At 38.0% G+C, this 12,490-nt stretch carries 15 protein-coding genes; all 15 read right to left on the bottom strand.

Annotation, left to right across the window (positions count from 1 at the left end; genetic code table 11):
• Positions 1-3: 3 nt before the first annotated feature.
• Positions 4-1,611, bottom strand: a complete 1,608-nt coding sequence (locus PGU50_RS00535; protein ID WP_118142744.1) for a recombinase family protein — start codon at positions 1,609-1,611, stop codon at positions 4-6.
• Positions 1,590-3,320: a recombinase family protein gene (locus PGU50_RS00540; RefSeq protein WP_270245942.1), complete on the bottom strand. Its 1,731-nt coding sequence runs from the start codon at positions 3,318-3,320 to the stop codon at positions 1,590-1,592. Before PGU50_RS00540 ends, PGU50_RS00535 begins: the two co-directional genes overlap by 22 nt.
• Positions 3,320-4,975, bottom strand: coding sequence for a recombinase family protein (locus tag PGU50_RS00545; RefSeq protein ID WP_270245943.1), 1,656 nt, complete (start codon positions 4,973-4,975; stop codon positions 3,320-3,322). The genes PGU50_RS00540 and PGU50_RS00545 overlap by 1 nt, the downstream gene beginning before the upstream one ends.
• 146 nt (positions 4,976-5,121) lie before the next feature.
• Positions 5,122-5,388 (bottom strand): DUF6870 family protein, encoded by a 267-nt coding sequence (locus PGU50_RS00550; protein WP_118142741.1) that lies wholly within the window; start codon positions 5,386-5,388, stop codon positions 5,122-5,124.
• A 56-nt stretch (positions 5,389-5,444) separates the two neighbouring features.
• On the bottom strand, positions 5,445-5,810 hold the full coding sequence (locus PGU50_RS00555; protein WP_270245944.1) for a type II toxin-antitoxin system PemK/MazF family toxin: 366 nt from the start codon (positions 5,808-5,810) through the stop codon (positions 5,445-5,447).
• A 577-nt stretch (positions 5,811-6,387) separates the two neighbouring features.
• Positions 6,388-6,861: a sigma factor-like helix-turn-helix DNA-binding protein gene (locus PGU50_RS00560; RefSeq protein ID WP_270245945.1), complete on the bottom strand. Its 474-nt coding sequence runs from the start codon at positions 6,859-6,861 to the stop codon at positions 6,388-6,390.
• Positions 6,862-7,187: 326 nt separating this feature from the next.
• Complete coding sequence (locus tag PGU50_RS00565) at positions 7,188-7,619, bottom strand: hypothetical protein (protein ID WP_117649045.1); 432 nt, start codon at positions 7,617-7,619, stop codon at positions 7,188-7,190.
• Between the two features lie 7 nt (positions 7,620-7,626).
• Positions 7,627-7,839 (bottom strand): sporulation initiation factor Spo0A C-terminal domain-containing protein, encoded by a 213-nt coding sequence (locus tag PGU50_RS00570; protein ID WP_117649047.1) that lies wholly within the window; start codon positions 7,837-7,839, stop codon positions 7,627-7,629.
• 155 nt (positions 7,840-7,994) lie between these two features.
• Complete coding sequence (locus tag PGU50_RS00575) at positions 7,995-8,309, bottom strand: helix-turn-helix domain-containing protein (protein WP_044921521.1); 315 nt, start codon at positions 8,307-8,309, stop codon at positions 7,995-7,997.
• A gap of 188 nt (positions 8,310-8,497) precedes the next feature.
• Positions 8,498-9,337, bottom strand: coding sequence for a PD-(D/E)XK nuclease family transposase (locus PGU50_RS00580; RefSeq protein WP_270245946.1), 840 nt, complete (start codon positions 9,335-9,337; stop codon positions 8,498-8,500).
• A 103-nt stretch (positions 9,338-9,440) separates the two neighbouring features.
• Entirely contained in the window at positions 9,441-9,812 is a 372-nt protein-coding gene (locus tag PGU50_RS00585) for a hypothetical protein (protein WP_270245987.1), read from the bottom strand.
• A 9-nt stretch (positions 9,813-9,821) separates the two neighbouring features.
• Positions 9,822-10,394, bottom strand: coding sequence for a hypothetical protein (locus tag PGU50_RS00590; protein WP_216459619.1), 573 nt, complete (start codon positions 10,392-10,394; stop codon positions 9,822-9,824).
• Positions 10,395-10,644: 250 nt separating this feature from the next.
• Complete coding sequence (locus tag PGU50_RS00595; RefSeq protein ID WP_005344271.1) at positions 10,645-10,884, bottom strand: hypothetical protein; 240 nt, start codon at positions 10,882-10,884, stop codon at positions 10,645-10,647.
• A gap of 12 nt (positions 10,885-10,896) precedes the next feature.
• Positions 10,897-11,109 carry a DNA-binding protein gene (locus PGU50_RS00600; RefSeq protein ID WP_024720752.1) on the bottom strand — a complete coding sequence of 71 codons (213 nt, stop codon included), beginning with the start codon at positions 11,107-11,109 and terminating at the stop codon, positions 10,897-10,899.
• Positions 11,110-11,123: 14 nt separating this feature from the next.
• Positions 11,124-12,371, bottom strand: coding sequence for a DNA polymerase IV (gene dinB, locus PGU50_RS00605; protein ID WP_270245947.1), 1,248 nt, complete (start codon positions 12,369-12,371; stop codon positions 11,124-11,126).
• Between the last annotated feature and the right edge of the window lie 119 nt (positions 12,372-12,490).

Genomic DNA, 12,490 nt, shown 5'->3' on the forward strand with positions numbered 1-12,490 from the left:
ACTTCAACTGCAGATTTTCTGCACCTGCTCTACATACTTCACCAGCTCATCAGCAAAATTCCATTCAATTTCTATTCGCTTATCATTATATACCTTGATACCACGAATAAAAGTTACTGCTATCTCTCTGGTTAATTGCTTATTTCCTTCGATCAGGTCTGTCAGGCACTGTCTGCCATCGGGCGGAAGTTCAAATAAACGTTCAGCCGCTTCACTCTGTTCTGTCTCCATTTGCGCTATCGCTAAGGTTTCTTTCTCAATTTGTTTATCCAGCTTGTCATTTTTTCTGGTGAACTCTTCTTCTGAGATTTCTTCCATTGCATATCGCATATATAGTTCAGTCTTCTGGTGCTTGTATCTGCTAATACTGTCTTTGGCATCCCGAATCTTTTTTGCAGCTCCATTCACTTTTGATTTTAATTCTGCTTTCTGTAATTCGAGTACCGGTTCAGCATCATCACTGATCTTTGCAAACAGCTTAATTGCCCTGAAAATCATCTCATTGAACTCGTCATCATATAAATTGTCTGTTACACAATCTTGATTTGCCGCATTAAATTTCCTTGGGCACTTAAAGTGCGGATTGCATCTGGTTACATGCTGTAGATTCTGACCGCATCCCCCACATTTTACCAATCCTTTCAGCGGATAATTATTATTGTGGGTTTTGCTCCTCTTTCTGGAATTTAATTCCAACTTTTCCTGTACAGCATCAAACACCTCTTTAGAAACAATCGCTTCATGCGTACCCTCAACCACAATCCAGTCTTCTTCTTTTGTTTTCAAATGCTTATTACTTCCTACCGAAGCAACTTTCCACTTGCCGCCAATCGTAGTTCCCGTATACGTTTCTGTCATCAGTATCAGTCTTACAGTTACCGGATACCAGATATATTTTTCTGTTGTTTTCTTCACACCAGTTTTCAGAACTTCTCTTTTATATTGACCTGGACTCATAATTTTCTGCTCATTCAGGTAACGTGCCAGCTGAGTAATATTCATTCCATCAAGATATTTCTGAAATATCATCTTCACAACAGGCGCTGTCTCCGGATTAATCACGAGGCTGGTCACATCTTCATCAGGCTTCAAATATCCATACGGTGCTCTCGCTCCCATATATTTTCCAGCTTTCTGACGCTGTATCAAAGTTCTTTTTACTTTAACGGAAGTATCAATGCTATGATGTTCGTTAATAATATTTCTGAAACCAACATCTATTCCCGGCATACCAGATTCATATTTCATACTATCAACATTATCATTGATCGCTATGAATCTCACATTCATAAATGGAAAAATTTGTTCCAGATATGTGTCAACCTCTATATGATTCCTGCCGAATCGAGAAAGGTCTTTCACTATAATTGTGCTGACTTTTCCATCTCTTACTAATTCCATCATACTTTGGAATCCTGGGCGATCGAAATTCGTTCCACTATAGCCATCATCTTTGAATTCTAACACTTCCGTATTTTTGAACTCATTTTTACTGGCTATGTATTGCCCAATCACAATTCTCTGATTGGTAATACTATTGGATTCATCCAGCATATCCTCATCTTCCAGCGACAATCTTAAATACTTTACTATGCACTTACCATCTGACATCTGATCACCCCCTCCTCTAAAATTTCTGATAACGCCTGTATTTCATCTTGAAATTTAAATTCGATCTCTATACGTTTGTCTTCATATAAAGAGATTTTCTTTATATAAGAACGGACAACATCTTTTGTAAGGAATTCCAAATTCTTTCCTTTACTGAATTCAGCAAGCCACGAGAAGTTCTTTTTACACAATTTTTCTGTAATTTTTCTACTCTTCTCAATTTCTTTCTGTCTTGTAACCAGGTCTTTTTCGACCACGGTTATTCTTTCTGTCATACGATTATATGCATCCGTATCAATCTCGCCCGAAACATATTGCTCATATAATTCAAATCGTCTTGCTTCGTTCCTTTTATTGAGCTGAACAATCTTATTCTGTTCCCTGTTCAAATATTTTTGGAATGTTTCAAAATATTCATCATTAAAGCGTTTCAGTTGTGTTTTTAATTCACATACTGTTTTTAGCTGCATGATGAGTGCCCGATACACCAGTTCATCAATTACTTCTTCTTTCCAGCGATTACAGTTATATTTTTCCTTAGAAATTTTTGCATAATTACCACAAATGAAATAATAATTGTAATACAAAACACCATTTTTTTCGCTGTAATAATATCTCCGAACCATATTAGCACCACAGTCACCACAGTATATCAATCCAACATACTTATTATCTTGTTTTCCATGAGTCTGCATATTCGACAGATCTTTTTTGGGCAATGCTTTCTCCTGCTTTAATTTGATTACATTTTGTACTTTTTCAAATAATTCAGCACTCACTATAGCCTTATGGGTATTCACATGTTCAATCCATTCTTCTTTATCCAACATTACATTTTTTTCTTTTGTAAGAAGTGAGGTTCTTGTTTTATGTGAATACGTATTTCCCAAATAGTGCCTATTTTCCGCAATCTGTTTAATTACAGATGATTGCCAATGCATATCTGTTTCGTCAATTCTATCCAAGAATAACTTCCCAGTTCTTGCGTATACCCTTGGCGAAGCCAGCAGCATGGTATTAAACTCTCTCGAAATTTTCAAATATGACTGCCCTGCAGCAAGTTTTTCAAATATTTCTACTACATACGGTGCAGTTAAAGGATCGGGAACAGTAGTAGATTTTCCTTTTTCATCTCTAGCTCTCTTATACCCATAAGGAGCATCTCCACCACAATATTCACCTGACTCCATCTTAATTTTCATAGCACTTGTCATCTTTACTGATGCATCTTTTGCGTACATATCATTTGCAAGATTCGATATCATGATTCCCAGCATCTGATTGTCACATTCTGGACTGATACTGTCATAGTTATCATTGACTGATATAAAGCGCACCTGCATAAATGGAAATATTTTTTCCAGGTATTTTGATACTTCTTCCAAATCTCGACCAAATCGTGATAAATCCTTTACTATGACCGTATTTATTTCTTTTGTTTTGATGTCACCAAGCATTCTCACAAAGTCATCTCGATCAAATTTCGTACCTGATATACCGTCATCCTTATAAAACTTTACAACTTCAATATCCGGATGAGATTCTGCGTAAGAAAGAGCGATCAGTTTCTGTGTCTCCAGTGATTCTCTCTTCTCACCATTGATATCTACAGATATTCTGGTATAAATACCGGCTTTCCAGATTTTCTGCGGTGATGCCTGTACGAATGCTTCAGCCTGTTTCATCTGGCGATTTTTTGTTCTTGCCATTATACAGCCACCTCCTGTTTTGTTTTTCCAATCTGTTTTGTTTTTCCAATCTGTTCTGCCAATCTTGCAGCTGTTACCAACTCATCTTGGAATCGGTAAACAATCTCTATTTTTCTTCCTTCAAATACATTTATTTTTTCCACATACTGAAGAAGCATATCTCTGTCAAGATCTCCCAGCGACGGTTTCTCAAGAAATGTATTCACCCATTCTTCGCACAGCAGTTTATTTTCAAGGAGATCTTCCATATACTCTTCCTGCTTTTCAATATTGCTTTCCAGACTTTTAATTTCTGTCTGATACCGTTCTCTAAGTAAAGTATAATCATCCTTGGAAATAACTCCTGACGCAAGATTTCCCGATAATGAATGTAACAACTTATAATATTTATTGACTTTGTTTCGTAATTCAAGTATCTGGTCATCATGCTGTATCAATGTCTGTGTATCCAAAGAATTTTCTTTCAAATACTCCACTGCATTTCGTATGGCATCCGTCATCTTACTGTACATTTTCAAAGAATCCATCACCAGCTGAATCAGCACATCTTCTCTGATGCTATGTCGGGAACATTGATCCTTCTTTTTATTGTAAGAAGAACAGATATAAAAAACTGTCTTTTCTCCTTTATAACTGTTAGTTCGCCGGATCAGATTACTTCCACAGTCTCCACAGGATAATAACCCACCAAACAAATAAAGTCTGTTTTCTCCGGGTGCTATCCTGGTATCCTTCGCAAGCAACATCTGAACTGTTTCATATTCTTCTTTTGTAACGATACCTTCATGATGATTTTCAAAAATCACCCATTCTTCCTTTGGTAATGCCCTCTGCACCTTAACTTTATAGTTAATTCTTTGGGATTTTCCCTGTTGAAGCACTCCATAGTAGATTGGATTCTTTAAGATACGGATAATTGCTACTGCTGACCACCTGGATGTCAGATGTGTCTGAAATGACGATTTGAAGTTTACTCCGGTCGCACGTTTGTAATCAGCCGGTGCAAGAACTCCCAGTTCATTCAGTTTATCTGCAATCAGCTGATTGCTCATGCCCTCCATCTTCCAGTTAAAAATATCTCTTACATGCTTTGCAGCAACCGGATCAATTTCTATCTGACTTTTATCAGTATCACACTTTTTGTACCCATATGACACGTAATTTCCCACATATTCTCCAATATTTCTTTTTGCACTCAAGTGGCTCCTTACTTTTTGAGAATTCTGTCTGCAATACGTGTCATTGACAAATGATTTTACCGGTAACACAAGATGTGTATCTGTAATATTTGCTGTTTCAGAATCATAATTATCGTTGATTGCTATAAAGCGTACCCCCAATTGTGGGAACACTTTTTGAATATACCGATCTACATCTATATGCTCTCTACCGAATCGAGACAAGTCTTTTACAATGATACAGTTGATTTCCTTATTTTCAATTGCTTTGAGCATTGCCTGAAAACCAGGTCGATTAAAATCTGTACCTGAAAAACCATCATCTTTAAATGTCTCAACAATAGTAATATCAGACGTCGATTTCATATAGCTATCAATCAAAATTGACTGATTTACAATAGATTCACTTTCAGCCTTATCTCCGTCCTCAATACTGAGACGAAGGTACTTGGCTGCTATCCAGATATTTTTTTGCATAAAAAACACTCCTATCCAAAGATTCTGCCAAAACAGAACCCTTAAATAGAAGTGCTCTATTCAAATTTAGTCCTGTTAGCATTATAGCACACTTCGTCTTCTGTGTGAATATGAAATTTTGTTGTTCCAGTTATTTCCTTATGCCCTTATGCCAATCCAGCTTTCTTTGCTACAAGCTGTTTTGTACAGTCTATATAGGAAAGGGAAGCTGCTGCATTAAAAACACTTTTTACAACATAGCCCATATCTTCATATACATACGGGTTATCAGAGTGATTAAGCAACACTTCCATCTTATTGCTTTTCCTGCTATCCAGCTCTGAAATCAAATCCTTGTACTTTGGCAAACTATCTCGGTCAATCTCTTTAATATCAACCGTTTTCAATGCTTCTAATCTTTCAACTGCTGTCATGGACATCGCCTCCTTTTCCTATAGTTACCATTATCGAAAATAAATATTCGTAACAGCTATGTAGTCTTCTCTTCCATTCCCATCTGAATCTGTACTGCTTTCAGTACCCGATTCAGGCTCCACTTGTTCACTCTTCCGCATTTCTCAATAATGCATTTTGTAGAAATGCTCATAACCTGTTCAGCCAATGCCAGGCTTCCTTTTCGGATCCCTGTCATATCATATTTGCTGATAAATACATGTGTTGGCAAATACCGTTTCTTATAAATTCTTGATGTCAGCGGAACTACCGTTATGACTGAACTGTATGTATTGGCTTTATTATTACTCACTACGATCACTGGTCTTACTCCACCCTGAACAGATGTTGTAGGAAACATACCGAGATCTGCCCATAAAATATCTCCTCTGCGGATTGTCATTTGTCATCTCTCCAATCTTTTTAATTTGTAAAGCATTCATAGCGCTATATTGGCTCCACAGGGATACGGCAGAGTTCCTTTCCAAGACGGAAAGCTCTGCCGCATAACCTCTATAGCCAATTTGATTATTAAACAGTGCTCGCTCGATTCTATTTATCCTCGATACCCCGAATCGTTACTCCTGCATCTGCAGGAAGGGAATAATAACCTGTCCGAATGCTACACTCCGGACCACAACCCAAAAACTCTCGTTTCCAGGCTCTGGCAGTTCATAGGTTTACCAGTTACAGACTTCTCAGGATCTGCAAGTGTATCGCATCTCATACATATCATCGCATCACCAGCCTGCCAGCTGGCTTCGGTCAGTGCTTTTTCGCAGCATTACAGACTGAACTAAAAATCTTGGTTTTGGCTTATAATCCTATAGCGGCATCTTCCTCGTGCTCTCTGCATGAAATGTCACGTCAGTTATTATTGGATATTCAGTTATCATGGTTCATTTTAGGAAGTCCTTTAACTTCCTCTAATTACTAAAGTCAAATGACTTTGGCAGATGCAAAAGATTTTTAAAAATTTTTTAAAAAAATTTATTCATATACATTTCACGCATCTTATTAAGAGTGGATTTCAGCTTGTATGACAGCATCTGTCTGGAAATCCCTATAATCTCCGCCATCTGTGTCTGTGTCTTGTTTTCAAAGAAAATGCCATAAATAATCATGCGTTCCTCTGAGTTCAGCTGATTGATCACTTTGTGAATATTCTGCTGTTCCATTTTTGTTAGTACATAGTGCTCTACATCACAGTTCAGATCTGGAAAATCCTCAATCATGAAGCCTTCTCCATCAATGGACTGACCGCTGTAAGGTACTTCTCTCAGCATCTTATCCACAACCTCACCCAGTTCATTCTTAATCTCAACTTTTTTTGCCTTGCTGCTTCTGTAAAAATTATTCATCGCATACGCAACTTCTTTTGTAATCTCAATCATTTCTCCATCAATATTTGCGTAATACTTTCCTTCATAAAAATATGGATGTTCAATATACATATCCGTTCCTCCTGAATTTGAAATCTTGTTGCTCGTTTCAAATCCAGAAGGCGGACCTCTGTTTAGGATCATGCCTGCTCCGCCTTTATCCTGCCGGGATACGCCCGCAGTTATTGACTGAGAAATTCAGGCACGAAAAAAAGCCCCAGTAGTTTTTCCTTAACTACTGAGGCTTTCGTCTCTTTATTGTATTCAGTTATCTATGCCTTCTTTCATCAGCATAATCATTGTATCAGGATAAAGTTCACAAAGTATCCGCAATATGTTCCCATAAGTTCATATCATTATTGGAATCGTACATATTTCAGTATAAAAAGTTCACCGTGTTATTCTTCTACTTCTTTTCCATCTATATATAGTTGAAATTTATCAGGATTATTGACTACATCATAGTCCTTTCCGTATTCTACAGGTCTATATTCGGCTGTCATTACCGATTCCCCATCTTCAATATCCTCTTTCCATAAATAGATGTTCATATCAAGGCTTGTCGCATATCCCCTGTCTGTGGAGAATTTTGTCGAATAAAAAGAATCATCCTTGTACATCTGCAAAAGTTCTCTTGCAAACGCTTCTCTATCCTCAATATTTTCCCGGTTAGCGATTACGGTTAGATTTTCATCCCGATTTACGGAAAATGTTCCTACCACATCCGGTTCACCTTCCTTATGACTTGATTCAGGTTTCCCATAAATACTTCCTGCAGCAATTATCAAGATGACTGCTCCTGAGATCACTGCAATTGTCTTTTTCTTCATATTTTCATTAATTTCCTTTTAATTGTTTTACTGCGTAATTGATTACTTCTTCCGGTGTAGGTCTGTCTCCTTTAAGATTTACCTTCTTCCATTCTGCCTGTACAGCCGGATCTGGATCATCAAATCCAGCATCAATCGCTATCTGCATTTCCCGACGCACCTCTTCTGGTGTCGTATTGTACTTTTCAGCAATTTTCTCATAAATAGTTTTTTCTCTCATTTACCCGCCCTCCGGTTTTAAAGAATTATTTATAGTTCTTTAGAACTACTATATCATGATTCTCACTATGAAAAAAGATATTTTCACAAACGAATCCATAAAAAAGAATAAAAAAAAGAAGAGCTTAATGCTCTTCGATTTCAATGCCTATTTCATTAGTCTACCAAAGCTCTGACCGCATTTAAAATTCTTTTCTGCTCGTCCTTTGGCAATTTTTCTATCATATCAGATAATTCATTAGTAACACCTGTCACAGAATGTGTCACAACATCTATCAGTAGCGCATCAGCCGATACATCAAGTGCATTGGCAATTGCTACAAAGGTATCCAACTTTGTTACTTTCAGTCCTCTTTCTATCACACTGACATGTGTTGTACTTAAATTTACCAGCGCCGCCAGTTCTTCCTGTGTAAGATTTTTTGCTTCTCTTGCTGCTTTGATTCGCTGACCAACCGCTTTTAAATCCATCGTAGCACCTCCTTCAGAACGATAATTCGGTCTAAAATTAGTATACTGATGGATAATTGAAAGATACAGAATCCGCAAATCAAGTTATAGTTCTATAGAACTAGTTTTCGTTTTTTTACATGCAACACACAAAAAAGCCACCAGAAGAATTAGTATCCCCTGGTAGCTCCATTAAAATTTATCATTTGTTAATGTGCAACACTCATGCTCTCATCAATCCATTTCTGCACCATTTGAACACTCACATTAAGATAGTGGGCTATTTTATCAACTTTCATTCCATCCGCAGCCATGGATAATGCTGAGGCTTTTGCTTTTTTCAGCTCACCACTTTCAATACCTTCACTATAAATCTGTTCCATCTCACGGCACATGAATTCCACCCCTTTCTGTGTTTCCTTCAATTCGTATACTCTGTCAGCAAGTATCTTACTGTGCATATCTTCTGCATTCTTACAGTGAAGATCATGCATCAGTCTGCCTAATTCTGTATCTTCTTGTTTCTTAGAATTTACATAGATAATATGAGCTTCATCCTTAAAATTCTCACTGACTTCTTCGATTTTCCTGTCTATATGATAAATCGGAAGTCCGTATCCAAGTGCATCGTCTCTGGTGATAAAAATCACGTAGCTTTCCGGAAGGTCATCAAAATTCTGTCCTGGATTTAATGTGTTCATATCCATCAGACCACTATGATACCTTGCTCTTTTGGGAGATGCCCCTTCGTTGTCCTGTTGGATTTCTACATCCATCTGCTTGCCTTCAGAATCTCTGGCAACACAGTCCAGAATAGCTGAACGCCCCTGCAAATTCTTATAGTCTTTCTGCAGAACTTGATCAATCACTTTCAGATCCTTTTTATTCATAATTACCTGCAGAACATATTCTGTACATTCCCGTTTCTTGAATACATTCCGCATAAACACATCGCTCATGATGGTAAGGTCTTTTAAGATACCCTTGTATCTTTCGTAACGTGTTTCCAATTCTTCTGTTTTCACGATTTCTTCTTTCGCCACGTCCATTCTCGCCTCCATTCTTTGCTATGTCAGGATAGGTTCCTAAATGTCTCCTATCCCAATTTCATCTTAACATCAAAATCAGCTTTTCACAAGCCACTATTTTATCCTACACCACTTGAAAACAATAATTTCCAATCAGCTTCGTCCAACTATTATATTTATTCTTTTCACACACCTTTCGGCAAATCTCATTTTCCATCAATACCCAGAACATCTTATCATAATCAAACGCCCAAACAGCACCATTCACATGGTTCTCCACTGCTTTCTGATCTATGCTTTTCAAGCGTGTGACCATTTTTTCAATTTCTCCATTTCCCAAGTTACCGATATTTTTGCAGACAAGCCGAAAGAAATTCAACGTTGCATATTCGTCATGCCAATGGAATTCTTCTGGATTGTTTTTAATTTTACTTGCTCGCTGCTGTTCTTTGATTATCTGATCAGCTACACCTTTCATCGAATCTTCGTATCTCATATTACTCACCTACTCTTCCTCAACGCCCAGTGACGGTTTAAATCTTTTATCCTTTGCCTGCGGTACCACGATCTCATAAAAATAAAATCCTAAATACCCAAGTGCCAGCTTCTTCATTTTATAAAAAGAAGTCCTGCCTATTCCTAACTCCTGCTGTACTTCCACATCTGTCTTATTATAATGACTGCAAAAACAGGAATGAAGGATTTCACTGAGCATCACACCATTCGGTGCATAGAACTTCACCAAAGTCATTCCCCGATAGATCATGTCCGACAATCCATAAATAATCATCAGATTATTCATCTCCCGGTGCATCTTTGGCACATTCAGCTGGTTGTTATAAATGCTCAGATAACTCAATGCATATGCCATATCTTCATTGATTTTCTCCTGGCATTCCATATCCAGTTCTTCTAACACAATCTGATTTTCCAAAATCAATTTCTGATAGCTTGTCATCAATTCTTTAATATCAGTATAATGTCTTTCGATTGTAACTTCCAGATAATCCTGTGCATGACTTGCCATCTGGAAGGTAATTTCTTTCATTGATTTAATTGCATAATCTCTGTCTGTCATCAGTTTCAAAATCTCCTTATCATCATCACACTAACTGGCGGTCTTTCAGACCAGTTCGCTTTCCCCATGATTTTGATGGGAAGCAATTACTTACTACAACTAGCAGAAGCGGATATCCAAAAGGCATTGTGGGAGCTGCCTTTGCTGACCGGAATCCCTCTTCTTATGTAAAACCTGCAGGAATATAAAGGGAAAGTGACTATCCCTGCCGGTTAATAATCCAAATAATATCGTCTATACCAATCTCTCCTTATGCTGTTTTTCTCTCCATAAACCATTTATCCACTTCGTAAAACAAGTGGCTTTCCTGCCCCTGTATCATACAGGTGTACATCATTCCTACACCGCCTGCCTTTCTGCTGGCGCATCGCTCGATTTTCAAAATTCTGTCAATGCTATACTTTCTTCCATCCTCCCATGTAAAAAATATGGGAACCAGCTGTCCGTCTTTCCGGAACTCTGCTACTACATCTACATATACTTTGTTCATGCCGACACCTCACTATAAAATCTCAATTGCTCTTGGCGATGCCGGGATTCTGCGGATATATCCATTTAACTCCAACTGCTTGATTCTGGAAAATGCTGATGATGTTGATTTCACCCCGATCAATTTTCCAAATTCCCGTATTGTCGGTGGATATCCATGTTCATTGGTATATCGTAAAATACACTGATAACTTTCTTCCTGTTTTCTGGTTAATGCTTTTTTCAAATCTATCCCTCCAATTACCCATGGAAATAACTATGTGGATGGATCGTGTGCGTACCAGCGTCTAAGTGGGATAAGACTTTATCCTGATACATTGCCGCTCGCTGTATACTGAAATAACCAAACCGTCGTCTGATCTCATCTACAGTACGATCCAGCTTCTCTAACTTTTCCTTTTTCTCCTGATTTCCAAATAAATCCAACTGCACGGGAATATCATCTAACACAAGATCCGTAGCTCGGATCCCCAGGCTTCTAATGGGATGTTCCCATTTGTAATTATCTTTAAATAGCTGAAATGCTGCAGTTACAATCTCGTTTGTAATATTCGTTGGCTGTCGTAAATGTATCTGTCTGGAAAAACTATACAATCCATTATCTCGAACTGTAATTTCTACTGTTTTGCATTTAAACCCATGTTTCCGCAATCGTGCAGCTACACTTTCTGCCAATGCCATTTGAATGATCCAAACATCCAGATCATTTTCCAGATCTCTCGGTGTTGTGGTGCTATTACCTATCGACTTTACTGGAGCTTCATACCCTTCCTTGCAAACCGGATCTTCATCCCAGCCATTTGCGAAAGCCCATAATATATTTCCTATTTTTCCAAAATGGCTCTCTAACAACTTTTCGTCTGATTCCGCAAGTTGCCCGATTGTCCGGATTCCAAGTTTTTGCAATTTCTTATTTGTCTGTCTTCCGACATAAAGCAAATCTGACGCTGGAAGCTGCCATATCCTGTCTTTATAATTTTCTCGATTAAACTCTGTGATTGCATCCGGCTTTTTATAATCTGAACCAAGTTTCGCATAAATCTTATTCCAGGAAATTCCAATACTTACCGTTACACCCAGTTCGTATTTAATCCGATGGCTGATTTCTCTTGCAATCGTCATTCCGCTTCCTTTCAGATTTCTGCTGTCCGATACATCCAGCCAGGCTTCATCAATTCCATATGGCTCGATCTTGTCCGTATACTCCGAATAGATTTCTCTTGCCATCTTTGAAAATCTCAAATACAAATCCATCCGTGGTGGTACAAATATGATTTCCGGGCAAACCTGTTTCGCCTGCCATAATGCCATTCCGGTTTTTACTCCTTTTTTCTTGGCAATATAATTTGCTGTCAGCACAATCCCATGTCTGGCTTCCGGATCGCCACCGACTGCCAGCGGCATTCCGGCAAATTCCGGATGATGCAGCATTTCTACACTGGCATAAAAACAGTTCATATCACTATGCAGGATCACACGCTCACTCAAACTTTTCACCTCCCAGCTGTTTCCTTCAACATGATGTCTTATCAATTTTTGTATGTTTAGTATATATCGACATTCCGGAGATAGTCAAGTAACATCTTGGTTGTATTTTCTCCATTTTG

This window comes from Coprococcus sp. AM11-30B (genome assembly GCF_027674365.1).
In the GTDB taxonomy this organism is placed as follows: Bacteria; Bacillota; Clostridia; order Lachnospirales; family Lachnospiraceae; genus Allocoprococcus; species Allocoprococcus comes.